The sequence below is a fragment of the Mariniblastus fucicola genome, assembly GCF_008087665.1.
Taxonomy (GTDB): domain Bacteria; phylum Planctomycetota; class Planctomycetia; order Pirellulales; family Pirellulaceae; genus Mariniblastus; species Mariniblastus fucicola.
In genome coordinates this window covers 5,502,648-5,526,540 of sequence record NZ_CP042912.1, presented here as the reverse complement: position 1 = coordinate 5,526,540, position 23,893 = coordinate 5,502,648, and the positions used below count along the sequence as shown (strand labels likewise).

Annotated in this window: 20 protein-coding genes; 6 read left to right on the top strand and 14 right to left on the bottom strand. The window is 54.1% G+C overall.

Features of this window, described 5'->3' with window-relative positions; translation table 11 throughout:
* Window positions 1-93: 93 nt before the first annotated feature.
* The 7 genes from MFFC18_RS20645 to MFFC18_RS20615 all read right to left on the bottom strand — a co-directional run bounded on the left by MFFC18_RS20645 (window position 94) and on the right by MFFC18_RS20615 (window position 7,535).
* Entirely contained in the window at window positions 94-429 is a 336-nt protein-coding gene (locus tag MFFC18_RS20645; RefSeq protein WP_075083984.1) for a TlpA family protein disulfide reductase, read from the bottom strand.
* A 15-nt stretch (window positions 430-444) separates the two neighbouring features.
* Window positions 445-1,278: a peroxiredoxin family protein gene (locus tag MFFC18_RS25715; RefSeq protein ID WP_157665109.1), complete on the bottom strand. Its 834-nt coding sequence runs from the start codon at window positions 1,276-1,278 to the stop codon at window positions 445-447.
* Between the two features lie 272 nt (window positions 1,279-1,550).
* Window positions 1,551-2,099, bottom strand: coding sequence for a pyridoxamine 5'-phosphate oxidase family protein (locus tag MFFC18_RS20635; protein ID WP_075083986.1), 549 nt, complete (start codon window positions 2,097-2,099; stop codon window positions 1,551-1,553).
* A gap of 261 nt (window positions 2,100-2,360) precedes the next feature.
* A complete protein-coding gene (locus MFFC18_RS20630) occupies window positions 2,361-3,365 on the bottom strand; it encodes a CBS domain-containing protein (RefSeq protein WP_075083987.1) in 1,005 nt (334 codons plus the stop codon).
* 129 nt (window positions 3,366-3,494) lie between these two features.
* The gene (locus MFFC18_RS20625; RefSeq protein WP_075083988.1) at window positions 3,495-3,971 is read right to left on the bottom strand and encodes an HD domain-containing protein; all 477 of its coding nucleotides are present in this window, start codon (window positions 3,969-3,971) and stop codon (window positions 3,495-3,497) included.
* A 107-nt stretch (window positions 3,972-4,078) separates the two neighbouring features.
* The gene (locus MFFC18_RS20620) at window positions 4,079-6,895 is read right to left on the bottom strand and encodes a serine/threonine-protein kinase (RefSeq protein WP_075083989.1); all 2,817 of its coding nucleotides are present in this window, start codon (window positions 6,893-6,895) and stop codon (window positions 4,079-4,081) included.
* A gap of 10 nt (window positions 6,896-6,905) precedes the next feature.
* Window positions 6,906-7,535: a sigma-70 family RNA polymerase sigma factor gene (locus MFFC18_RS20615; protein ID WP_075083990.1), complete on the bottom strand. Its 630-nt coding sequence runs from the start codon at window positions 7,533-7,535 to the stop codon at window positions 6,906-6,908.
* A 231-nt stretch (window positions 7,536-7,766) separates the two neighbouring features.
* Here MFFC18_RS20615 and MFFC18_RS20610 point away from each other — a divergent pair, with 231 nt between their 5' ends.
* From MFFC18_RS20610 to MFFC18_RS20600, 3 genes are all read left to right on the top strand, one after another.
* Window positions 7,767-8,609, top strand: a complete 843-nt coding sequence (locus tag MFFC18_RS20610) for an EF-hand domain-containing protein (RefSeq protein ID WP_162273935.1) — start codon at window positions 7,767-7,769, stop codon at window positions 8,607-8,609.
* Window positions 8,610-8,749: 140 nt separating this feature from the next.
* Window positions 8,750-11,377, top strand: a complete 2,628-nt coding sequence (locus tag MFFC18_RS20605; protein ID WP_075083993.1) for a PSD1 and planctomycete cytochrome C domain-containing protein — start codon at window positions 8,750-8,752, stop codon at window positions 11,375-11,377.
* 64 nt (window positions 11,378-11,441) lie between these two features.
* A complete protein-coding gene (locus tag MFFC18_RS20600; protein ID WP_084417045.1) occupies window positions 11,442-12,830 on the top strand; it encodes a DUF1501 domain-containing protein in 1,389 nt (462 codons plus the stop codon).
* Between the two features lie 44 nt (window positions 12,831-12,874).
* Here MFFC18_RS20600 and MFFC18_RS20595 read toward each other — a convergent pair whose 3' ends face one another.
* The 3 genes from MFFC18_RS20595 to MFFC18_RS20585 form a co-directional block, all read right to left on the bottom strand.
* Window positions 12,875-14,458: an L-serine ammonia-lyase, iron-sulfur-dependent, subunit alpha gene (locus tag MFFC18_RS20595; RefSeq protein WP_075083995.1), complete on the bottom strand. Its 1,584-nt coding sequence runs from the start codon at window positions 14,456-14,458 to the stop codon at window positions 12,875-12,877.
* Between the two features lie 71 nt (window positions 14,459-14,529).
* A complete protein-coding gene (locus MFFC18_RS20590) occupies window positions 14,530-15,960 on the bottom strand; it encodes a MauE/DoxX family redox-associated membrane protein (RefSeq protein WP_084417018.1) in 1,431 nt (476 codons plus the stop codon).
* Window positions 15,961-16,074: 114 nt separating this feature from the next.
* Window positions 16,075-17,136, bottom strand: coding sequence for a CvpA family protein (locus tag MFFC18_RS20585; protein ID WP_084417019.1), 1,062 nt, complete (start codon window positions 17,134-17,136; stop codon window positions 16,075-16,077).
* Window positions 17,137-17,367: 231 nt separating this feature from the next.
* Here MFFC18_RS20585 and MFFC18_RS20580 point away from each other — a divergent pair, with 231 nt between their 5' ends.
* Window positions 17,368-18,141 (top strand): metal-dependent hydrolase, encoded by a 774-nt coding sequence (locus tag MFFC18_RS20580; protein WP_075083997.1) that lies wholly within the window; start codon window positions 17,368-17,370, stop codon window positions 18,139-18,141.
* A 46-nt stretch (window positions 18,142-18,187) separates the two neighbouring features.
* On the opposite strand, the gene MFFC18_RS25710 is transcribed toward MFFC18_RS20580, so the two are convergent.
* Window positions 18,188-19,252, bottom strand: coding sequence for a VPGUxxT family thioredoxin-like (seleno)protein, type 2 (locus MFFC18_RS25710; protein ID WP_267462190.1), 1,065 nt, complete (start codon window positions 19,250-19,252; stop codon window positions 18,188-18,190).
* A 144-nt stretch (window positions 19,253-19,396) separates the two neighbouring features.
* Here MFFC18_RS25710 and MFFC18_RS20560 point away from each other — a divergent pair, with 144 nt between their 5' ends.
* Window positions 19,397-20,257 (top strand): hypothetical protein, encoded by an 861-nt coding sequence (locus MFFC18_RS20560; RefSeq protein ID WP_075084001.1) that lies wholly within the window; start codon window positions 19,397-19,399, stop codon window positions 20,255-20,257.
* Between the two features lie 55 nt (window positions 20,258-20,312).
* Here MFFC18_RS20560 and MFFC18_RS20555 read toward each other — a convergent pair whose 3' ends face one another.
* Complete coding sequence (locus MFFC18_RS20555; RefSeq protein WP_238381228.1) at window positions 20,313-20,570, bottom strand: zf-TFIIB domain-containing protein; 258 nt, start codon at window positions 20,568-20,570, stop codon at window positions 20,313-20,315.
* A 133-nt stretch (window positions 20,571-20,703) separates the two neighbouring features.
* Between MFFC18_RS20555 and MFFC18_RS25675 the strand changes: the two genes are divergently transcribed.
* Window positions 20,704-20,826, top strand: a complete 123-nt coding sequence (locus tag MFFC18_RS25675) for a hypothetical protein (RefSeq protein WP_261340523.1) — start codon at window positions 20,704-20,706, stop codon at window positions 20,824-20,826.
* On the opposite strand, the gene MFFC18_RS20550 is transcribed toward MFFC18_RS25675, so the two are convergent.
* Both MFFC18_RS20550 and MFFC18_RS20545 read right to left on the bottom strand, forming a co-directional pair.
* On the bottom strand, window positions 20,823-21,014 hold the full coding sequence (locus MFFC18_RS20550; protein ID WP_075084003.1) for a Flp family type IVb pilin: 192 nt from the start codon (window positions 21,012-21,014) through the stop codon (window positions 20,823-20,825). The genes MFFC18_RS25675 and MFFC18_RS20550 overlap by 4 nt on opposite strands.
* Before the next feature lie 441 nt (window positions 21,015-21,455).
* The gene (locus MFFC18_RS20545) at window positions 21,456-23,675 is read right to left on the bottom strand and encodes a hypothetical protein (RefSeq protein ID WP_148619008.1); all 2,220 of its coding nucleotides are present in this window, start codon (window positions 23,673-23,675) and stop codon (window positions 21,456-21,458) included.
* Window positions 23,676-23,893: the final 218 nt, after the last annotated feature.

Genomic DNA, 23,893 nt, shown 5'->3' with positions numbered 1-23,893 from the left:
GCATCACCATGTTCAATCGATCGATGAGCGGGCCGTCCGTCGGCGAAGTCCACTTAAGCCGTCGCAGGAACTTGATGCGGCCGCGATTGCGGATCAGTCTTTCTCATCGTGGACAGTGAGGTCAACTTCATGTCCCATTTCTCTCATCAACAACGTGAGCGCTTTATCCATGTCGGAGCCGCGTTTGTTTTTGAAGCGAATCTTTCCTTCTGCATCCAAGATGTAGATTGTTGGCCAACTGGAAACATTCCACGCGGATGAAATCGGTCCTTGAGTGCCATTTGCGCCGTTCCAAAAACTACGCCAGGTAATGTTTTTCTCTTTGACTATCTCGCGAATGCTGTCGCGATCTTTGTCACTGTTAACGCCAATAATTGCAAAAGGTTTGTCAGAAAGTTTCTTTGCGAGCGACCGCTCGTGTGGGTACATGGCCCGGCATGGTCCTCACCAATCGCCCCAGAAATCCAGGACCACAATCTTGCCGCGATAGTCGCTCAGTTTGAAAGTTATGCCGTCAAGGTCTTCGCCTTCGATGTCAGGAGCGATTTTTCCGACACTCAGATTTTGCAGCTCGAAAATCGAACGCTCGGCCATCTGCCCAAACGTTTGATTGCTTTGTTCGTGCATTTTGATTTCGGAATAGTTCGAGATCAGGCTTTTATAGAGTGCTTCGATTTCGGATTCCTTGACCGAACCGGCGTCGAGTCTGACGTAGTAGTTTGCCAAGGCAAACGTCGCCATCGCTTTGACCTGTTCGTGAGGCGACCTTTCCAGCAACGTCTTGATCCGCGCTTCGATTTCCGGAGAAGGTTTCGAGTACATCAGTCCGAAACAAAGGTCGCCAAGTTTTTTATTTTCAATGTGATCTTCGAGCAGAATCTTGAAGACTCGCTTGGCAGCGTCGCCCCCAATGCGACTTCGAGCGATCCAGAATAGTGAGTCGAAAGCCGCGGGGTCATCAGGATGCTCTTCCGCGATCGCCATGAACCTGTCGACGTAGGCTTCGGGTTCTGGCGCGTTTGATGCAAATGCGGCTTGTTCCGATTCAGGCAAAGCTCGAATCTCTTTCAGAAACGATTCGTAGGATTCGGCGTATTCCTTGTCTGCAGATTCGAAAGCCATTTGCGCAGCCGACTTTGCAGATTCGCTGTCAGAAATCACTGCGTCGCTTGCGGAAGCGTTAGGTTTTGATTCGTCAGATTCAACCGTTGTGTTTTCTGAATTGTCGCATGCCGGCAACAACAGACACGCGAGAAGCAGGAGCCATCGATAATTCATGAATCGGATCCTCAGTTCTGTGTTCGGACAGAGAGACAATTGACTGACGTTTTCAATTCTAGCGGAACTCAAATCGTCGCGTCTGTCTTGGTGAACTTGCGACGTCATCGAAAGTCGTTTAATAAAGCAGGGGCGGGAAAATGCGAGTCAATTCAACGTCTGATAATGTTTCTTATGTTCGGTTAGAGCCCTCTGAATCACGGGGAATACCGCAATTTCCTGCTGTGACCAGCGAAACGACGCTGAACGATGTTGGTCACCAAGGAGCTCATTCAGTCAGGCCTTGCCCCGGGTAATGCGTCGATGCTGGCGGAATTCTTTTCGCGGATATAGTCGGCTCGTTGTTCCATGGATTTACTTTCGATCCAGCGTTCGAGTTGATCGCGATTGCCCTGGAAATTGAAAAGCGGAACGCCGAATCCGCAGGAGTCAGAGATCCGTGTGCAGTGAACGCGAATGACGCTACGCAAGCCAGAAAGCTCCGGGAACATCCCGGACAACGTTTCAAACTCTGTGTCGCCCGGTTCGACGACTTCGCCGGTTCCATGAAATCGAACGATGTTTGGTGCGCCTTCAAACGCACAGAACATCAGCACGATTCGGCCGTTCTCTTTTAGGTGCGCAACCGTTTCGATGCCGCTGCCAATCAAATCGGCGTACGCCACGGTATGCTCGTCGAGGATCAGAAACGAATTGAGTCCTTTCGGGGACAGGTTCAGATGTCCGTTTGCAGCGATAGGTGCTGTTGCGACGAAAAACATCTTCTGCCTGGCGATAAACTCGCGGAGAGATTCGGTGATGGATTCGAAAACTTTTCCCACGGAATATACCTGCCTCTCTATGAGCAAACAAAACGACGCAACCAGACTGGGCACTGATTGGTAAATGTGAGCGCCTTGCCGCTCATGTTTGGCCGCGTTGACGACATGAAAATCAACTTTTCAAACAATGCCTGGGGGTGAGATTACCGCCGCGTCAGGTATTGTAACGCCTCGTAGCTCTCTGTGCGTCATCGGCTGTTGTTACCGGTCGTGCAATCATTCGCCATGATCAAGCGTCGAGAAATCGGGCTCGCGTTGATTTCAGGAATCGAGGCCGGCCGACTGGAAGGGCTCGGTTTCTGATCCGAAAACCTGGGGCGCGAGCATACGCGAGTTGTCGGCACAGCTCAATTCGGCCAGCGGAAGTCCTTCTGACGCAACTTGTTGTTCTGACGCAGCTTGTTGAAAAGGAACTTCCTCCAGAATCATCAGTACGCATTGCAGCATCATGATCAGATCGGAGGACGTAATCAATCCAGCCAGGCGTCCATTTTCGACGACTGGCAAACAGGAGATGCGAGACTTCAGTAAAATTGAAACGGCGCGTCCGATCGGAAGATCTTTTCCGACCGTAATCGGGTTCCTGGACATGACATCGCTCACCAGTCTACCGGATTTTCGTGCGAGGTCTTTGACGCTGACAACACCGACGACAATATTGGATTCGTCCACGACTACCATCCGACGATAGCCAGCTTCGCCCAGAATACTTCTGGCTTCTCCAGGAGTATTGTCTGGCCTGATCGTAATCAGATTCTCGGTCATGAAGTCGCTGACCCTGGCTTTACCTTCAAACAGCACCTTCCAGTTGTCTGACAGGCTGCGTCTCATGCTGACGCGTTTGCGGAAAACTTTTTGAAGGGCCGCCGAGATTCTTTTTTCGCTGACTGGTTCGGCTCGCATCGCCGCACCAAGGGTTTCTTTTTCCTTGTGCCGTTTTTGGGCCAGTCGCAAATACATGATGCCGATTCCAATCAGCCCCAGCACCGCGAAAACGGCGACGTACCAGATTCGACGATCCTGTTGCATCGCCTTCAGAGACGTTTCTCTGTTTTCTGGCGATGATTCGGCAAGTATTGCTGCCGGGCCTTTGGCGACCTGGTGTTCGTCGAGCGAATGGTCGACTTGACTCAAACTGCTTTGCAGAGTCGGTTGGAAAAGAGAGTACAGGCACACGGTTCCCGCAATGATGAGGTAAGCCACCGCAAGATATTCGACAACGGTTGCGCCGCGGCGATCGCGATTGCGGTGATTGCGGATTGGCATCCCAAGTTCTCCTGTCTGGGTTTCTGACGACTTCTAAGGAGAGCCTAGAATGCGATTCGAATGGTAAGATTGACCGATCTGCCATTTGCGGGTAAGCCCTGGTCGAATGACGCCAATCCTGGCAAATACTCAATCCAGGAACGAGTCCGGGCCAGTTGTTGCGGCCCGTTTAGCCGCCGCAGTGTTCAGGAATTTTGGATCTGGAGTGATATAAACTCGCCCCAAATCCAGGCGATCGGCATCCCAGCAGGTACCGATTGTGACGTCATCGTGGTGATGCTGGTCGGTATGCCAGTGGCAGGCATAATGAAGTTTCTCGAACTGCGCATCGTCCAGTGAAAACTTTCCGGCAGAACGTAGTTCTTTGGCGAACTCGGCGCCGCGAAATCCGTGCTCAGGATCGTGGCCATCATTCTCTCGGCGGCTGTCATGAAAAAGAGCAAACAGCTTGACCACCATCAAATCGGCTCCGCTTTCTTCTGCAATTTTCAACCCAAACTGCAAGACGCGATTCCAGTGTCGCGGGCCATGGATGGAGTGAGCGCCGCCGTGGAATTGCTGAGCAACTTCATCCCAAAGCTCGTCGTAGTTCCAGGCCTGATTCATTTTGTTCTATCCCAAAGAAGCATTTTCCGTTGAGATTGTGGTCAATTTTTTCCAGATCAGCAATCGCGCTGCGAGTCAGGCTCGTCGTCAGTTCAGCCGGAAAAAGTTTACTTTCTGCCCTGCCCTCTGCGCCGTCCCCAGCGAAAATCACGGTCGATTTGTTGCTTGAGTTTTGCACGAATTCCGTTGTAAAACTCGCGGCGCTGATTCGGCGGCAGACTTCTGCCAATCCCGTGTACGGTTTGAAAAATGGCACGAATCATCGAAGACATTGCCGGCCCTTTCAAATCGCTTGAATTCAAAAGATCAGCAGCTTCCTGCAAATCCACGATCGCCGCCCGCGGTTTGTTGCTGGCCAGATGAAAGTCAGCCATTTTCAATCGGGAGACGATTTTAAGTTGGATGTATTCCGGATTCGGTACTCGTTGGACGAGCGAGTTTGCGATTTTTTGAACTTCCAAAATCTGGGAACGCGAAATAGCGTTGGCATTTTCTGTTGGCATCAGGATCAGTGTCACTGCTAACTGGTACTGATAGTCCGGGCTTTCAGGATGTTGCTCCGCCAGAGACCGAAACAGCGAAGCGGCCTTGTTGAGCGACTCAGCCGCGGCATCCACTTCGCCAAAATTTCCTTCCAACGCACCGAGGCTGCAATGGCTTTTGCCCAGAAGCAAACGATATTCAATGTTGTCCGAATCTGACTGGATGAGCTCATCAGCAATCTTGACAGCGCGTTCGACATAACGCTTGGCCTGTTCGTCGTAGAGCTTTGGAGGCTTCTTCGATTGGGGGCGTCGATCGTCGTCCAGTCGATCAAGATCAACTACGTTCTCGGCAGCCAGACGCGTGACTTCAGCCGACGCCAACGCCGTCAGTGTTTCCGCCAGTGCAAAACGCACCTGCGGTTGATCCCGGTCAGCGTGTTGCTCGATCACTTTCAGATTTTCTTTGATCAAAGACAGCGGTTGGGAGTACCGTTTTACGTACTGCCTGCTGCGCCGAACAGCGTTGCTCATTTCGGACCGCGTTGAAACCAGACTGAGCAATGCTTCTGTCGAATCCGGGTTCTGTTCCAGAATTTCGAGGCAGCACGATACGGCTTTTTCGTAGGACGTGATTGCGGCTTCATCGTCGCCGATCAGAAAATTAATGTTCGCGACGCGTCGCCAGCCTTTGGCCGCATTGCTGAGCAGGTCTTTGTTATCGGCGTTCTGTCGAGCGAAACGTTCATAGAAGTCCGCCATCTTTTTCAGATAAACGGCGTCTCCCTCATCGATCGAAATCTCAATTCCAGCAAGCTCGTTGAAGCCATCGAAGTCGAATCGCTCTGAAACGTCTTTGGAATCCTTGTGCAAAAACTCAACGAAGAGCTCATCAAACGTTTCCACCATCAGCTTGACGTTGGCCTCGGCACGATTGAAGTTTGCAATTGCGAGTCGTTCGTTGGCAACGGCACGTTTTTCGTTCGCGCTGGCCTGCCGCTCGTTCTCGACAGCCAGTTCTCTGGCCGTTTCCGTTTTCCGTGATTCGATCTTCAGATCAGAATATGCCTGATTGGTCATCGCCCAGGCGGAGGACGCCACGACTGCGGTCGCGCACACCAGCAGCGCTGAAAGCGCCGCAAGCGATGCAACGACAGGATTCTTGCGCGCCCACCGCATTGCCTGTTCGACAACGGAAGGACGCCGTGCAGAAATCGGTCGGTCATCCAGGAACGCGCGCAAATCATCGCGCAACGCGAATGCACTCTTGTAGCGATCTTTGGGATCCTTGCTGATGGCTTTCTCGATAATCGTTGCAAGATCGCGTGGGATTGCCGGATCGAGTTTTCGAGGTGGGACGGGCGAGTCATGGATCACTCGGTGAAAAACTTCCGCATGGGAACCCGGAGCAAAAGCAGGCTTCAGCGTTGCCAGTTCGTACAATGACAACCCCAGGCAGTAAGTTTCACTTTGCTGGTCGTAGTGTCCCTTTAACGATTCCGGAGCGAGATATTGCGGCGTGCCAAGGATCGCGCCGGTTTTCGTAATCTGTTTGTCATCCGACAGCTTGACCAATCCGAAATCGGTGATCCAAACCTGGCCTTTGTCGTCCAGCATCAGGTTCGCAGGTTTGATGTCGCGATGCAGGATCCCCATTTGATGAGAATAGCCAAGCGCGTCAGCGACCTGGGCTCCGATTCTGCCGACCCATTGATAACGATTGCGATCGCCCTGCCCTGCCGCCGGCGACGCAGTTTGCGGAAACAGGATCTCCTGGGTGTTCTGCGTGCCTGCGCCGGAAACTGTTTCGAGTTCATCCACTTCGAAAAGTTCGCTGTTGTCGCCGGTCGCCAATTCGGAATCGAAAGTCGCCTGCGATTGTGAGTCGACTTTGGGATGACGCACTCTGGTCAGCGAGTGAACTGCGGACTTGAGACTGATGCCATCGATATACTCCATCACATAATAGTGATAGCCTCTGGTTTCACCGACGCCAAAGACGCTGACGATATTTGTGTGGTGCAGCTTCGCGGCGGCTTGAGCTTCTCGGCGAAATCGAGCGATCTGTTTTTCGCTTTCCAGTTCCTGTTCAAGCATGACCTTGATTGCGACGCGCCGCCCAAGAGACTGATGGACGGCTTCAAAGACGACGCCCATGCCGCCACGGCCGACTTCGCGAATCAGGACGTAGTCGCCAAGCTGTTTCAGCCCAGACAGGTCAGCGTTGCGTTTTGAGTTGCCATCGTCGCTGCGGCTTTTCGTTTCGGCTTTGAGCCCTTCGATCATGGCGACTGATGACAGCAAGTCATCGATCTCGTCAGCCAGATCAGGGTACTTCCGTTTGTAAACAGCGATCTCGGGAGTCTTGCCAGCGCGCGTACGCCGAGTGTAGTCCTCGACGATTTTGTCCAGCAGTTCATCTTTGCTGATGTTCTTTCCCAATTCAGAGCCCCTAAAACGCGGCGTGCTGTTGCATTATCTCTTTTAACCGCTTGAGCGCCCGAATGTATCGTTTGCTTGCGGCTTCGGGCGCGATGTCCAGAACTTTAGCGGTCTCGATGTTAGAAAGTTCTTCGAAGTGTCGTAGTGCGATAACCTCACGATCGGTTTCGTTCATCTCAGACAGAGTCTTTTCCAGGGCTTCGATTTGGCGAGCTTTCTGAAACAGTCCGCTGGCAGAAGTCATCTGTGCGACGATGTGAGCCGCCAATTGCACCGAAGTATTGCCCTGCTCTTTCGGTTTGCCCTGAAGTTTGACTTCGCGGCGAATGTCACGTTTCTCCGCGCTAAAATGAAAGCGATGAATTTCCTGAAGTCGCTGATTGGCCTCGAGTCGCAGCCAAACGAAAAATGGCATGTCGGGCTTTTGCAGATAGCTCTCAATCCGCTGAGCCGCGCGGACATAGGTTTCCTGCAATACATCCGAGTGCGAAACGCGTCCGCCCAGCCGATAGTCGAGGCGAAAATCGATAACGCGTCGAAGCCTTTCGCGAACCAGCAAGTACAGCTCCGCCAGGGCTTCTTCGCGACCGCTTTGAAGCTGCTTGATGATTTCGGACTGTTCGGGCAATTCTTGCGTCATAAATATCTCTGCTTGCTATCGCTATCACGTGACGAAACAAAATGCTGGACACGCATGGCCTGTCCTGGGTTGGCCTCGATGAAAAGCCAGTAATTTTCGGGGAAAACAGCGTTTTTGAATTTTCTTGTCAAACCCTGTCCTGAAGTTTCAATGGTTGCGTGTAAGAGAATGGGCAGACGAATGGCCCGCAACTTTGAACACAACCATTTTTCACAATATAGAGGATTTCCCATGAGAACATTCACCTTCATCGCAATCGCGACTGTGTCCATGTGGATCGCAGCGGATGCGAACGCACAGCAAAACGATACTGAAACTGACATCAAACCTGTGCCAGAACAGCTCGAAGACAATCCGGCCGGCGAAGGCCAGCGTGGAAAAGGCCGTCGTGGAAATCGAGGTCGCCGCGGAGCCCAGCAGGGTAAAGGAATGCAGCAAGGTCAGGGCCGCCGACGTGGCCAAGGCGAAGGTCGTGGCAGTGCCCAAATGATGGAGATGCTGTTTACGCGACTCGACGCTGACAAGAGCGGATCGATTTCTCTGGACGAAGCACCTGATCGGTTGAAGGATCGTTTCGCGAAGCTCGACTCCAACGGCGACGAGTCCGTTTCCAAAGACGAGTTTCAGGCTTCGTTTGCGAATCGAGGCGAGGGCGCTAAAGGCAAAGAGGGCGCTGGCAAAGGAAGACGTGGCGGCAAAGGTAAAGAGGGTGCTGGAAAAGGAAGACGTGGCGGCAAGGGCAAGGACGGAGCTGGCAAAGGAAACCAACAGCGCCGAGGACAGATGATGGATCCTGCAGCAATGATCGAACGATCCGACGCCAACAACGATGGCTCGATTTCGCTGGACGAAGCTCCCGAAAGATTGAAGCAGCGTTTCGACCGACTGGACGCGGATTCAAGCGGCACCATCACTGCTGACGAACTCAAATCCGCTTTCGAAAAGATGAAACAGGGCGGAATGCGCGGCAAGGGCGGCAAGGGCGGACAGGTTGGCCGCAACAAGTCAGCCGACGAAAACGCGACCAAGCCAGTCAAGCCGTCGCGTCCTCCGATGGATGACGAAGGAGCCTGAACGATCGTTCGCTAATCGTAGCAATTACTTTTTGGTCGCCCTGCCCTACCTCGCCGGGCGGGCGGCTTTTTATTTTGAAATTCGCTGCGGCACGCCAGGCCGCGGAGACTGAAGTTCCACATTAGCAATCGGTTGAAGACATGAACAAGCACGTGCTTCCCCTTCTGATCATCGCCACGCTCATGGCCGCATCCCAGGCTGCCATCGGCCAGGAAGAGCTTTCACGCGAACAGCTCAATTTCTTCGAAGTAAAGATTCGACCGGTGTTGGTCAAGGAATGCTACGGCTGCCATAGCGCTAAAACGGGCGCGACCAAAGGCGGCCTGATGGTGGACACCAAAGAGGCTCTACTGCTCGGCGGAGACAGTGGTCCGGCGATCGTACCCGGTGAGCTTGACGAAAGTCTGCTGTGGGGGTCGATCAATCACGAAGACTACAACATGCCGCCAGGAAAAATGCTTTCCGAAAAAGTCATCGCGGATTTTCGCACGTGGATCGAGATGGGAGCACCCGATCCGAGAGTGATGAAAGTCGCCGATATCAAATCAGAAATCACGGACGCGGACGTGGAAAAAGGCCGCGAGTTTTGGGCCTTTAAGAAACCGACCAAGCCATCTGTTCCTCGGGTGCAGAACGAGTCGTGGGCTCATAGTGAAATCGATCAGTTCGTGCTCGCGAAACTCGAATCGAGTGAGCTTCAGCCCGCCGATGATGCGGATGCGGAAACGGTTTTGCGTCGTTTGACCTACGGGCTGATTGGATTGCCGCCTACTCCTCAGCAGGTGGACTGGTTCCGGAAAAATTTCAAACGCGATCCCGAGGCTGCGGTCGGGAAAGTCGTCGATCAGTTGCTCGACAGCGATCAGTTTGGCGAGCGATGGGGGCGTCACTGGCTGGACGTTGCACGCTACGGTGAATCAACCGGTCGGGAGGTCAACCTGACGTTTCCCAATGCCTGGCGGTATCGCGACTATGTGATTGACTCGTTCAACGAAGACAAGCCGTACGATCAGTTTGTGCAGGAGCAAATCGCGGGCGACCTGTTGCCAGCGAAAAACGATGAGCAATGGGCGGACAACATCATTGCGACGGGCTTTCTGGCGATCGGACCAAAGACGCTTGCCGAACAGAACGGCCGACAATTCCGACTGGACCTGATCGACGAGCAGGTCGACGTCACCTCCCGTGCAGTGCTTGGTGTGTCAGTCGCCTGTGCCCGCTGCCACGACCACAAGTTTGATCCGATTCCGCAGTCGGACTACTACGCAATGTCGGGGATTTTCGAGAATACTTCGACCCACTACGGCACGATCGACACGCTGCAGAATCGACGGCCAAGCAATTTGATCATGTTGCCGATCGACGATCCGAAAATGAAAGACAAAAAGCTTTCGCGAAAAGAGTTGCAGGAATTGAAAGATCAACTGGCCGAGGCGCAGACGGAGTTTCGTGAAGCCACTCGGGCGCGGCAACAGATGCGTCGCAACGGTTCGTCTGGCAATAACCAGCAACAGGCTTTTATCAGCGTTGCTCGTGCGTCGTCGCGGTCGGCTGCGTTGAAAGCGAAACTTGATTCGTATGATGCCAATGGAAACCCGTTGACCTACGCGATGGGAGTTCAGAAAGTCAAAACGCCGGTCGTTACGCGATTGCTTGGCCGTGGCGAATTTGATCAGCCCGGACAGGTCGTCGACCGTGGCTTTCCTCAAGTCCTCTGTGAGGAGCCGATTGAGTTGAATCCGAAATCGAGCGGTCGTCTTGAGTTGGCTCGCTGGATGGGCAGTGCAGACAATCCGCTGACGGCTCGCGTGATGGTGAACCGAATTTGGCAGCACATGATGGGGCAAGCGATCGTACGGACTCCGGAGAACTTTGGCGCAACCGGTCAGGCGCCGACGCATCCGGAATTGCTCGATTGGCTGGCGGTCAGGTTTGTTGAAGAGGGCTGGAGTGTGAAAACTCTGGTCCGCGAAATCGCAACGTCGCACATTTACAGAACGTCCAGCCAATTCAATTCATCAGCCTTTCACGTCGACCCGACGAATGAGTTGCTGTGGCGATTTGAGCCGCGTCGTTTGGAAGCCGAAGCGCTGCGTGATTCGATTCTGGCTGTCAGCGGCGAACTGGACAAACAACGTCCTTACAGCTCATTGGCGGGGACTGCCGGTGAAGGCCTGGTTCGCGATGGAACAATTTTTTCGGTCGCCGACAAATCCAATTCTGGTTCTGCAATGAACAGCATGAGTAGTCGGCGTGGCTCTGCACGCCGTGGTGGCCGAATGCAAAACATGATGGCAAGCATGACAGAGAGGGCGGTCAATCGAGCCGGTGGCGCGATCACGACCCTCGACCAGCCAGTCAACTATCGAAGCGTGTACCTTCCGGTCGTTCGTGACAACATCGCGAGATCGTTGGAGGTGTTCGACTTTGCTGAATCCACCATGATCGTGGGCAAGCGGGAAGCCTCCAACACTCCAGATCAGGGGCTGTACTTTCTGAATAACGAGTTCGTGATCCGGCAAAGTGAGCTGTTCGCCAAGCGTCTGATGGAGGAACACAAGAACGTCGGTGATCAGGTTCGCGGCGCGTTTTTGCGAGCTTACGGTCGTGACGCGACAGACGCAGAAATTTCGGCTGCTCGTGATTTTTACGAACAATTTGAAGTCCCGACCGGCCGCTGGCGACGTGATAGTGGTGCGGCACTGAAAAAGTTGACTGCACTTTGTCAGGGGATCTTGGCTTCGGCCGAATTCCGTTTTTTGAACTAAACCAGTGCACAGGCTTCCAGCCCGCGATTGCACCTGACTACCGAAGAGGAATCCCATGAACTCGATGTTCTCACGCCGACAGATGCTGCAAACGTTGTCGTCCGGATTTGGCTATCTTGCGTTCTCATCTCTGGCCACGGCTGCGGCCGCAAGAGAAAGTCTCGACGACAAGCCAACCAATCCGCTGGCTCCGAAAGATCCGCACTTTGCCGCCAAAGCGAAACGCGTCATCTTTCTGTGCATGCGTGGCGGCCCGTCGCATCTCGACACGTTCGACTACAAGCCTGAGCTGATCAAGAACCATGGCAAAACAGGTGCTTTTCGCGGCTCGCTGCTCAAGTCGCCCTGGGAGTTCAAGCAACGAGGCGAAAGCGGGCTTTGGATCTCCGAACTGCTACCGGAGATCGGTTCGATGGCGGACGAGCTATGTCTGCTGCGTGGCATGAACACGGACCTTCCAGTGCACCCGCGGGCGATGACTCAACTGCACACCGGTGCGACGCAGTTTGTCCGCCCTTCCCTGGGCGCGTGGACGTTGTACGGGCTGGGGACGGAAAACGAAAGCATGCCGGGGTTTGTTTCGATCAATTCGCCCGCGGGCGCCTCCCAGGAAATGGGCAGCGCCTTCATTCCTTCGGTCTACGCCGGAACCAAAGTCGGTGGATCGGGCGGAAGAGGCGGTCGGGCGATGCGGCGAGGCGGGAGTACGTCGACAGTCCCGGATATCAGGAACTCCGGACTGACGACGAAGCAGCAACGCACTCAGTTGGATTTCATTCAACGTTTGAATCAGGAAAAGATGCAGCGGGATCAGCATCAGCCCGGCGTCGAAGGCGTGATCGAAAGTTACGAGTTGGCGTTTCGCATGCAAAGTGCCATGCCGGAAATTATGGATGTCTCGGGTGAAGACGAAGCCACTCTGGATATGTATGGCATCAACGAAAGCGCGACCAGTGCCTTCGGTCGTCAATGTCTGCTGGCTCGCCGCATGTCGGAGTCAGGCGTTCGATTTGTCGAGATCAGCCACAATGGCTGGGATACGCATTTCTCAATGGACTCAAAGATTCCGGAACTCTGCGAACAGATCGACAAGCCGATCGCCGGGTTGCTGACCGATCTGAAGCAGCGTGGATTGCTTGAGGATACGCTTGTCGTGTGGGCCGGCGAGTTCGGCCGAACGCCCTACGCACAAAACGGCAACGGCCGCGACCACAATAACAAAGGGTTCACGACGTGGATGGCCGGCGGTGGTGTCAAAGGCGGTTTCAGCTTTGGTGCGACCGATGAAAATGGCTACGAAGCGGTCGAAGGCAAGTGCCATATTCACGACTGGCACGCCACGATTTTGCATCTGCTTGGCCTTGATCACACTCAGCTAACGTATCGATACGCCGGTCGCGATTTCCGGTTGACGGATGTGCACGGGAATATTCTGAAAGACATTATTAGCTGACCGTTGGTCGAGATCACTCTGCTACGTCAACGGCGAGAGATACCTTACTTCGACAGTCCAACCGGTGCGCAACCGCAGCCTGATCCACAACCTCCGGCAAGCCGTTTTTCGATGGCTTTGGAGGTCGGCGTGATCGCCAATCCCCCAAGCGCGGTGCATCGATGCTCGCGCGGCATTCGTTCGGCGACACGTTTGGCGGCAGCGATCGTTTCGTCGAATGGAATGACAGCGTCGAACCCTGACAGCGCCATGTTTGCGCAGGAAACCGCGTTGCTGGCCGCCATCACATTCTTGCCCAGACACGGAACTTCGACGCGATTGGCGACTGGATCACAGATTAGCCCCAGCATGTTTTGCATCGCCATCGAAGCCGCGCCGGTCGCCTGTTTGGGCGTTCCATTTTGAAACGTGACCAGAGCTGCTGCTGCCATTGACGCTGCAGATCCGCCTTCAGCCTGACAGCCGCCGACTTCTGCCGCAAAGCTCCAGTGAGTCGCAATGAAGACGCCGATGATGCCCGCCGCCAACATGCCTTTCGCGATCTGTTCGTCGGTCAGGTTGAGCGATTCGCCGACCGCCAGGCATGTTGCCGGAAGGGCTGCACAGGCTCCGGCTGTCGGAGCCGCGACGATCACGCCCATGCTGCTTTTGACTTCCATCAATGCTGTGGTGTACAGCACGATCTTGTTCAACACTCCGCCGTCGATCAGTTTCCCTGCTTCCATCGCTTCCGCAAATCCGCCCGATTGAAAACCGAGTACTCGATCGGCATACTCGGTTCCGGCAAGCCCCTGTTGGATACTGGTTCGCAGAATCGAAACGATCTCGCACATCTTTTCGATGACTTGACCTTCCGTTAAACCACCGCGATCCATTTCGTACTCGACCGCCAACTGCCAGAGCGATTTGCCTGACTCACAGCGATCAAGCATCTCAGCACATGTTTGAAACGGCACGGTCAGTCCGCGGCGTGATCCCACCGGCAGGACAGGATCCAGATGTGCGACGTGTGTGATCCCGGCGATGCTTTGAAGCTGGTCCTTCGTCAACGGTTGCTGCGACTGAATCTGCAAGATCGTCGTCGATTCCGACTGATTCAGCTTTACAAAGTCGGCCCCAAGTCCGCTTTCCAGCGATTCAGTATCGATCTGCGAATCGTTTTCAATCCAAACCAGCGTTTCGAAATAGTCGCCAAAAAGTGTGATCGGCACGCCGTCGATCGAGAGCACTTCGAAGATTCCACCACCGGTTGAGATCGCGATTATCGAATGTTCGATGGCCGAATTCGAGAGCGTCAGTCGATAGGTGTTCGGGTGTTCATCGCCATAGTCGCCGTAGATGAAATCGAGCTCGATCCCCGATTCCTTGATCGTCTGGTCTGAGCCCGGGAGCCTTTCGTCGTCGGCATTCCAGCCCAACAAGCCTCCGAACAAACCCATGTCCGAGCCCTGGCTGGTGTGAGTGGCTGGCAGGGAACCGCTGTTGTCGAATTCGACTTTGACGTGACTGAACTGGCCTCCCATGAGGTCGCGGGCCAGCCGGCCGATGCGGAGCGCCGCGGCGCAGTGCGAACTGGAAGGGCCACGCATCACCGGGCCGATAACGTCATTGAATATGCTTACTATCATGCTTCGATTATAGCCGAAGCCGGCTCAAACGGATGCCAGTTTGCGGACGATCGATACCTGAAGTGAAAAGTCTAACGCGAATCCAGGAATCGCTGCATCGCCTCGTCGGATACGTTCGTGTCATCGACCTGAATCTCTTCCAACGTATCGGACTCGCACAAAATATCCACACCACGGTCGCTGATCGCGGTCTGGTTGAGTCCGATGGCTTCGAGCTTCGGAAGATCCACCAACCATTTCATGTCAGCGTCTCCGACAGACGTATTGGAAAGCTGAACCTCTTCGAGATTTGGCAGGAAACGAAGATGCTGAAGCTGCTCGGATTTAAAGTAGGGAGCTTCGAAGATGATGCCGGTGATCATCGCTCCTTTCTCACGCTTCCGCATTTTTGCCCCAGCCAGAGCCAACAGAAAGATGTGTCGTTCAGAATCAAGTTCGACTCCTGGAACCGATTCAGTACCGGCAAAGAACTCGTCCCGGCTGATCTGTTCCACGCCAGTCGCCAGCTTTTTGAAATGCAAATCTGGCAAGGCTGGCCGAGGATCAAATATGTGGAGCACTTCGCCCACTTCGGAATCCGCCTCGAATCGCTGTCGGAGCGTTCTACGTTCTTTCGGGAACGGCACCGCCAACGCTCCCCAGCCAACCGTCTTTTCAAGCGAACCGTCGTTTCGCGTCGCCAGACCCTGGGGCATCATTCCCGAGTACAGTACATGTGCGTATCCGTGATCCCACCAGCCAACAAAGAATAGTGTGGGCGCAATCATGAAGGCACCAAAAGCCCATCGATGCCGACCCGTCGGTTTGAAATCACACGTCCAAAGAATCCAGCACCCCACCACGGCGGTGGCAAGGTTCCAGGGGATCACGCTGAAGTTCCAGTTCATGAACAGAGGCGAGAGGTAAATCACGATTCCCACGTGCAGCATCACGCAACCGATGGCTCCCCATTTGGGTTTCCACCACGCCAACAGGCCCACAATAATCTCAGTCACCGCGACCGCGATCGCCACGGTCACGTACCATTCTTCGGCATCAAGTCCGATGTTCCGGGTCATTTTGAAGGCGCGAAAAGTATTCCACTCTGGCGATAGTGCTTTGTGCAGTCCCGCCCAAATCCAAAGCGAACTTAGAAACCAACGAGCATAATTCTGCGACGAATGTTTCAGCGTGGCGAACATCAGAATCCAAATCGCAAGGAATTGAGGTTGTGCCCGCATCTGATCAAACAGGCAAGCCGTTAGCATCAGCGCGAAGTGCAGCCAAACGCCAAGCTTCGGTCGGAACGGAACGATCGCCAGGGATCCAACCAATACCCATGCGAAAGGCAGTTGGGGAATCCCAAGGTCGAACACTGGAAGATGGGGGACTTCGGTGCGAACGTTCCACAACGGCCAGGTGATTATCAGCGTGATGAGCTGAGCGGACGCGGACAATAACAACAGCACGTACCGGATCGTCCACGGCTTGGGAGGCAACTCGCTGATGGGAACTTCGTTCATGCTACCGGTGTGTTGATTCCGAAAGCGTTTGGGCAGGAGCTCAAGCTTGGCAAGAACTCAAGTCGAGGGCTGGCATCGCTCGACGTCGGCGGTTTGCGGCCTAACGATTGCTGGCTATTGTCGCTGGTTCTCAAGCCATTGCTTGCCCGCGTCGAGTGCTGCTCCGGCGCCGCGTTCGAGAAGTTCCTTGCTGTTGACGTTAAACTGCACGTTCGGCCAGCCGTTCTGGCCTTCGGTGATGTTTGGGAACTGGGTGCTCCAGCCGTTTGGATTCTGCTGCGTTGGTGAAGTTTGAGCCGGAGGCTGCCACTGCGTCGGACTCTGGAACTGCTGGCTGTTTTTGGGCTGCTGCCACTGAGTTTGCGGCTGACCCTGAGTCCCGAAGTTTCCTTGCTGATAGCCATTGTTGTTTTGCGGAACAGGACTGCCGAACGTTCCGCTTTGATAGCTACCTTGCCACGGCTGGGTTTGCGGCTGACCGTTTTGCGGCGTTGTTGCAGGTCGCTGGTATCCTGCAGGGCTGGCTTGGGTTTGCCACTGAGGGTAGTCGCCGGCGGGCGTCTGTTGGTATCCGCCATCGGGATTTCCAAATTGCGTCTGGTCGTTCACTTGTTGTGACTCGCCATTGAAAATCGGATTTTGTTGCGGCAAGTTTCCATTTTCGTCGACGATGTTCTCCTGGAATTTTGTCACGTAGGGATGAATGAATTGCGCCAGTTCTGCTGGAGCAAAGCCAGACAGCTGATCGATTCCACGAACCACGTAGTAACCCGTTTTGGATTGATGAATCGCATCGCGTGCTTGCTCGCCCAGCAGTGAAACGGAGAACATGGTGATGACCATGCACAGCAAAGCGCCTTTGAACGCGCCGAGAAGTGCTCCCGCCTGGCGATCGAAGCCTTTGAGTTCCATCTTCTTCAGCGACTTGCTGACGGACGCAAAAATTGTCCAGACGATCAGCGAAGTACCAATAAACAGGATCAGCATTGCAGCGAACCGGTTGAAAGGTGGTTCGGCTGAAATGTAGGGGACGAGCGCGTCAGGAAACGTGACGGCGACGAAGTAGCTCAAAAAGATCGCTGCCACAGAAGCGACTTGCCAGGCGAGCCCTTTCCAGTATCCAAACCAGATGGCGCCTAAAAAGACAATGATCATGGCAATGTCATAGACTGACATCCGCTTCTCCCTGAGGTGTTTGTAGTGTCGCCGCTGCGACGAAAGGTAGGTCGCCGAAACGTTCTGGATTCCGGCGGCGTATTTAATCGTATTCCAGAACGAGGCTCAAGAGAAAAAGGTTCAGTCACGAGCCGCGATTTTGCTAGCGTCGAACTTTCATCGTAGGTTCGCGCTGTGACTGCCCTGCCCTGCGGATAGAATGCGGCCAGAACAAAAAGGAGTTTGTTTTTCATGGCCGATTTCAAGACCCACATCACCGCCAGCACGATTCTTGGTATCGGCTACGGCGGAGTGGCTCATCTCAAGTTTGACGTTCCGCTGGGACACTGCATGATCGCCGGTGCGCTGTGCAGTGTGGCCGGGATGCTTCCGGACCTCGATAGCAAGAGCGGGATTCCTCAGCGGGAAATGCTGTGCTTTGTGTCAGTGCTGGTCCCGATGTTAATGATGTTCCGATTTCAGGAACTGGGGTTCACTGCTGAACAGATGGTGTTCGTGGCCGGCGTTTCCTATGTCGTGATAAGGTTCGGGCTTGGCGAGTTGTTCAAACGATTTACGAAACACCGCGGGATGTGGCACAGCATTCCGGCCGCAGCAGTTGCGGCGATGGCGACTTACCTCGTTTGCTTTTCGCCAGAGACAGGGATTCGACTTTTTAAAGCCTGGTCTGTTTTCCTTGGGTTTATTTTGCACCTGTTGCTCGATGAACTCTACTCGGTCGACATGATGGGTCGGCGACTGAAAAAGAGCTGGGGAACGGCGCTGAAGTTCTTTGGAAAGGATTCCTTTGCAAACATTTCTACCTACACGAAAGTCGGGCTGTTGGCGTTGTTGATCGCGAACGATGGCACGTTGATGGACTGTTGTCGCGACAACGGGTTCTACAATCACGGCGTCGGTGACGATCACGACCACGAACACAAAATTACCGATCATCTTCCGTCAATCGAGCCCGACTACCTTCAGGGGCTGTTTGAACGAACGGACGATTCGGTGCGGCGTTAGCGAAAACGCGACGCAATCTCTTGAAGCCAATCGATTGCCGACGGACTTATTTCGAAAGTGCCGCTTCGAGTTTCGTTGAATAGTCGCCAAGTTCGTTGTCGTCCGATGGCGAAATGAATCCGTCCAGCGAATCTGGGTCCGATTCCAGCCGTCGCAGAATTCGCTTCGCCAGCACTTTCTGGCGCGGACTTAGCAACGCATCGACCGGCTGTCCCAAACCCATCGCGGCATTCAGTTTCGTCATCTGGCAACCACACATCGGAAGGCTCTTCAGCGGCGAATTCGCCAGGTAATACTTTTGGTCTGAGGCTTTGGCAAAACGTGGCTTCTGAGATTCGTTCGCCATAACGGCTTTGTCACCCACGAGTTCGTTCGCGACTTCAAGCTGTGATTTCGAATGAGCGAAAACTTTGGACGTGCATTTGAACTGCTTGGCTTTTTCGACCAGCGTTCGATAGGCAACTTCGTCCGGATCGAAAAGTAGCGAAACGACTTCCACGCCATCACGCCATGCCGCGGCCGTTGCGTAGACGCCATCAATTGAGCCCAACTGGGCTTCTCCTTCCCAGAATCAGTACATCGAAAACGTTGCCTGTTCCAGGCTTTTGGCGCGAGTAGGAACCGCGAGTGCCGTTAGCCAGGCGGGGATTTCATTCCTGGCTTTGCGAAGCGAATCAGCCATCCGGCTCGCCGTTTCGGCTGTCGTGAGCACCAGTTCCTTTCGCGGTATCAGATCCTGTTCTTTTGCGTCGAGGTAGCGGACTACCGGATTGTTCCAAGCCGGTTCTTCGAAATGCTTGAGCAGTTTTTCGTCAGAGCCTTTATGGTTGTTGTAAATCAACACCGGAACAAACAGCTCTTCGGCAGCTTCGACCAGCAGCGGATTCGTCATTGGCCCACGGCCAAAATCGACGCAAGTTTGTCAGCCGGGAACTTCCTGAAACAACAGCATCAGCGGCGTTTCGGATTCCGCTGCGATCTTCTTTGCCGACTGGTAATCGCGATTCCATTTGACGCTGCCAATTTCCGCGGCAACCGGGTCGTCGGGCGAATTCGCGACAAACCACGAAGCAAACAGTAACGCCGCGATTGAAAGAAAAAGTTTGGTCATGGTAAAAGTCTTGTCAGGTTTCGCCGTGCGAGCCAGTCGGTTGAGCCGCTGAATCAGAATTGTATCTGAATCTGCTTGAGAGTCTCGGATGGATTGGCTAAAACCGGCAGTTCAGTGAGTTCAAAGACAAACCGGGTGCCACCGATGACTACAAAAAACATTGCTCCACAGAAGTTCGCTCCATCGCAGAAGTTCACTTCTCGAAGCTGCAGTCTGTTTCTTTTGCCGCTGCTGTTGTGCGGCGTTGGATTGGGATCAATTGATTTCGCAACAGCTTGTGCCCAAGAGCAAGAAGAAAGCTCTCGTCGTGAAGCCGAAGCGATACGCAAAATCGAAGCGGCGGGAGGCCGGGTCATGCAAATCTCTGCCGCTGATCCAACTCGCGAGGTGAGTTTTTACCTTGCCGGAAAATCGATCGCGGACGAACACATCAAAGACCTTGCCGCCGTCGAGAACGTTGTGTGGCTGAACCTTGCCAATACTGGCGTCACCAACGAGGGGCTCAAAGCACTCACCGGTTTGAATTTGAAAAAGCTGCATCTTGAGAAAACAGGAATCGGCGACTCCGGGTTGGCTCACCTGAAAGGCCTCAAAGATCTTGAATACCTGAATCTTTATGCGACGTCCGTGACTGACGAAGGGCTCAAACATCTGTACGGACTCAAGAAACTGAAAAAGGTTTATGTTTGGAAAAGCAAAGTCACTGATGCCGGAATGAAGGCACTTGAAGGACAAATCGAAGGCTTGAATGTCGTCGGCGAAAGTAAGCTGCCGGTGTTTGAAGAGCCCAAAAAAGAACAGAAGAAAGAGCCAAAGAAAGACGCCAAGGAAAAGCAGCCTGTCTCCAAAGAAGAGCAATTGGCGGCAAGGGAAAAAGCGTTGGCCGAAAAAGAGAAAGCACTGCAGGAAAAAGAAAAAGCGTTGCAGCAGCGTGAAGAGTCACTTAAACAGAAAGAAGCGAAGCTCGGAGAAAAATCAGACAAAAAGCCCGACGCGAAAAAGTAGTTGCAGCAGAAGTTCGGTGCCGCGAGTCGTCGCCAAACTTAATTGCATTTTGGCATTATCTTCTGCCGGGCGCCCGTGTGATTTTGGAAAGCTCGCCGTGGTCGAGCCACGCCAGTTTACACTTCATGCAAGTATCAAGAACGATGTTGCCAGGACCGCAATAATGATGGGCTTCCATCGTCGAAAAACAGGCGGGACAGGTGCTGTGCAAGTCGAGCTCGTTGAAGTTGACAGGAACGGGGCTGTCTTCTGGCCCGCGGTAGGCGGAACGCCGCATTTGGATGACGCCACCAAGTGATTCGGAATCGATCACGAACCCTCGGCACTTTGAGCAAAAGCAAACCTCAGTTCTTCCAATCGTGCCGACTTCCAGGTCAACGCTGCATCTCGGGCAAGTGAATGGGGTCACACGATCTTGGGGGACAATCGCGTCCTCGGAGCTTTCCATGCTGCTCGGAAACCAAAAGCTATCGCAATCACTGCAAAAGCTGTGGGAGTACCCGGTTGGGATCGATATTGATTTCCCGCAACCGCAATCAACTATCGGCGATGAATTCATGATCCGCTAGTTGTTCATGAAGGTGTCAATTTGAGTCGTGTTGTCGGTCCACAGGTTTGCGCTTGCCGAACCCATGGTCGCGAACGCGGCGATACACACAGCAAGGATCAACGCCAACATGACGGCGTATTCGACCGCGGTTGGACCGGACTCGTCGCTTAGGAATCTTGCGATCTTCTGTTTCGTCAATTGTTGCATGGCAATGTTGGAGGGCTGTTGGAAAATCTCATTGAGCCGAACGGCTCAATTGAAATCACCATGATTGCTTCTCGGATAAGTGGGTGTTTCCAGAGACAGTGTCGGAAACGGTTGGTTTGAAAGCGATTTCCACAGACGGCCGTGCATTGGCATCGTGCAATTCGCTTCTCGTTCTAACCAGTCAGGTTCGACTTCGTTAAAAGAGTATGTTTTCCAAAGCGGTACACCGTGGTCTTTGGTTGAAAATTGTGAGCAATGGCCCTGGTGGACACGAGTATTGGCAGCTTTGCCGGATGCGCCGGTTATTCGGGTAGGTTTACATCCGGATTTGCAGTTCTGAAATTAAACCTGGTACAGAGCGACGACTCTTGAGGGCAATCCGACGTCGCGTCGGCTTGCCTTGCGCGAGGTCCAACAATGATCGCTGCGAACCCGTTGAACTTACTCGCCGACAGGAACGACGCCGAAGATGGTGCCACGAGGAATCAGGCCAGAGATGTCGATGGCCTGTTCAAGATTGTGCACACCGACGTTGCCAGCGCGATCTGCTGATTCCAAACGCAGAAAGATCCGTTGTGGCACATTTCGCCGCGGTTTCCACAACAGCCGCCCGTCGTTGCGAAGATTCTCCTCGATCGTTGTCCAAGGGCCATCCGGATTGGTGCTCCACAAGAGCCGGTTCGGCCGAAGCGTCAGATTCGAATCGGTCACAGCGTAATTGATGACCAGTTGGCCGGCTTCCTCGCCGCGTCCGTACGGTACCGACGTAATCTTTACCAGCGGAGCCGTCACGTCGACTTGCACCCACATGTCGGCCTCTTCGCCTCTCATCGGGCCGCGTCCTGCCAGACCGTCTTTCGATCGGACGACAATGCGAAACCCATAAATGCCTTCTTCCACAACCTCGACCGGGAACGGGCTGACGTTGTCAGGATCCTGGCCCCACAGCTTCCACGTGCGGCCGCGATCTCGAGTCATCCACAGATCTATCTGGCCGACGCCTGAAGGATCGATGGCATTGATGTCGTAGTTCAACTGAAATCGCTTGGTGCTGATAATTTGTGTGTTGGAAGACTCAGGCATTGCTTCCTGGTTCAGGCGTTGCTGATTGGGAAGCTGCTGAGTCGTTTCGATAATTGAGGTGGGCTCCTGCTTTCGAAACGCCGCGTTCGAGAAGTTCGGACGTTCGGTAAAGCCGTCTCGATTGGGGCGCGGAATCGGCATCAGGTTTCCAGTTCGAGGAGCCAATTCACTGTTTGGCTGGACCTTGGCAGCAGTCGGTCCGTTCCACTGATTGTTGGGCCACGACGTGGTCGACTCATGGATGATGTTCTTTCCGCTGCGGACCGACGTTGCCGGATTCGAAGGAATCGAGTCGGTTGACCGAGGCGACAATGGGGATGGAGCAGGAGCCACACCTGGGGCCGGCGACATGGTCGAACCCGAGTAGGACCGCTCTGAAGATTCATGCCGCTGGACTTCGCTTTCCCAGGCGATCGAATTTCCTGGGCTCGCGGAAAGCTCAGTTCGTCCTGAAAATTCGTGTGCGGGAGCCGGTTCGTTCCAGTCCAGCGGTTCCGGTGGATCGACCAGTTCGACGCCTGGCGGCAATTGAGCCGATGCGACGCGAGCCGTCACTGGTTGAGTTGTTGTACGCGACGCGGTCTCGTTGATTCTCCAACGGTTGTCAGAAGCTTGCGCGGTTTGCTGTGTGGCGTTTTGTCGTTGGGCGGGAGTCGTGTTGGTCGACGCTTGCTCCGGCGTGTTGGCGAACGGTCGCAGCTTCGGTTGCCACGAAGCCGAGCCATCCGAGCTGCTGGTTCGTTGTGCATTCGACGAGCTGCTGTCGGCTGGCGGTCGGGCTTCGCCAAGCGTCGAACCGGTCGAGTTTCTTCGCCACGATGTCGTTTTCACCGCGACGTAACGGCTGGCCGAAGTTATGTTTCCGGCCATGTCCGCAACCTGAATTCTTACCTCCAGTTGTTCCGCCGACGTGTCAGGCCACCACGCAAGCTGGTCCGTCCATGACTGACTTTGAATATTCTGTTTCAACTGAACCGGAACAGACGTCCAGGAATCATCGATCTCGCTGCCCGGCGAGAATTCACCTGCCGATGCGCGGTACTCGATCTTCAGCGACGACGCGTTGAGGCCTTCGTCGCTCGCCTGCCAGCGGCAGACAACTCGGCCCGCAGCGTCCGCATCGATTTGGAATTCAAGCTTGGGGCGTGACGAGTCAACGATGATTTTCAGCTCGGCTCTGGTGTCCCCGTCCGGCAACAACCTGCGATCGCGATCAAGCGTCTTGATGGCAAACCAGTACTCGCCGTCCCCGTCGGCAGTAAACGGAAACTCACGTCCGGAAGTCGGCTGGCGAGAATGGAACGACCAAGTGTTGCCGCGGTCGCGAGATATATAGAGCTGGACTTCAATGAACTGCCCGTTGCTGTCGTCGACTTTGAATGGGATTCCAAATCCGTCCAGATTTGTCGACAGAACTTTGATCGTTCGTTGAAGCGGTTCAAACGATTCGCTTTGAGAGAATCCCTTTTCGCACCACGCCATCAGCATGATCGCGGTCGCGATGATCGCGAACCGGCAGGCTTGATCGAGTCCGGCGAGAGCGGAGTGTGTTTTCAGGTTTTCAGAGTGTCGTGGCATGGCCGCGGATTCATCCAGAGAGGTAGTCCTGACTTGTTTCCTATCGGAAAACTCACGATTCGGAGTCCATCGAGCGTCCTGATCGCTTGAATTTGGCAGTTGCCGGGGCAGCCCCATGTCGTCGGATTGAAACAGGTAGCTAAAACGTGAAGGTGGTTTGGGATATAATGAGGCGGCGTAAAAAAGACCTTACAAACTGGACTAGATTGAGAGTTGCT

Excerpts from the sequence above, each read along its gene's own strand:
- MFFC18_RS20595 (WP_075083995.1), bottom strand. The coding sequence starts at position 14,458 with ATGATAGTAAGCATATTCAATGACGTTATCGGCCCGGTGATGCGTGGC.
- MFFC18_RS20560 (WP_075084001.1), top strand. The coding sequence starts at position 19,397 with ATGACTACAAAAAACATTGCTCCACAGAAGTTCGCTCCATCGCAGAAG.
- MFFC18_RS25675 (WP_261340523.1), top strand. The coding sequence starts at position 20,704 with ATGCTGCTCGGAAACCAAAAGCTATCGCAATCACTGCAAAAGCTGTGG.
- MFFC18_RS20605 (WP_075083993.1), top strand. The coding sequence starts at position 8,750 with ATGAACAAGCACGTGCTTCCCCTTCTGATCATCGCCACGCTCATGGCC.
- MFFC18_RS20545 (WP_148619008.1), bottom strand. The coding sequence starts at position 23,675 with ATGCCACGACACTCTGAAAACCTGAAAACACACTCCGCTCTCGCCGGA.
- MFFC18_RS20580 (WP_075083997.1), top strand. The coding sequence starts at position 17,368 with ATGGCCGATTTCAAGACCCACATCACCGCCAGCACGATTCTTGGTATC.
- MFFC18_RS20645 (WP_075083984.1), bottom strand. The coding sequence starts at position 429 with ATGTACCCACACGAGCGGTCGCTCGCAAAGAAACTTTCTGACAAACCT.
- MFFC18_RS20585 (WP_084417019.1), bottom strand. The coding sequence starts at position 17,136 with ATGTCAGTCTATGACATTGCCATGATCATTGTCTTTTTAGGCGCCATC.
- MFFC18_RS20610 (WP_162273935.1), top strand. The coding sequence starts at position 7,767 with ATGAGAACATTCACCTTCATCGCAATCGCGACTGTGTCCATGTGGATC.
- MFFC18_RS20550 (WP_075084003.1), bottom strand. The coding sequence starts at position 21,014 with ATGCAACAATTGACGAAACAGAAGATCGCAAGATTCCTAAGCGACGAG.
- MFFC18_RS20615 (WP_075083990.1), bottom strand. The coding sequence starts at position 7,535 with ATGACGCAAGAATTGCCCGAACAGTCCGAAATCATCAAGCAGCTTCAA.
- MFFC18_RS25715 (WP_157665109.1), bottom strand. The coding sequence starts at position 1,278 with ATGAATTATCGATGGCTCCTGCTTCTCGCGTGTCTGTTGTTGCCGGCA.
- MFFC18_RS20625 (WP_075083988.1), bottom strand. The coding sequence starts at position 3,971 with ATGAATCAGGCCTGGAACTACGACGAGCTTTGGGATGAAGTTGCTCAG.
- MFFC18_RS20590 (WP_084417018.1), bottom strand. The coding sequence starts at position 15,960 with ATGAACGAAGTTCCCATCAGCGAGTTGCCTCCCAAGCCGTGGACGATC.
- MFFC18_RS20600 (WP_084417045.1), top strand. The coding sequence starts at position 11,442 with ATGTTCTCACGCCGACAGATGCTGCAAACGTTGTCGTCCGGATTTGGC.
- MFFC18_RS20630 (WP_075083987.1), bottom strand. The coding sequence starts at position 3,365 with ATGCCAATCCGCAATCACCGCAATCGCGATCGCCGCGGCGCAACCGTT.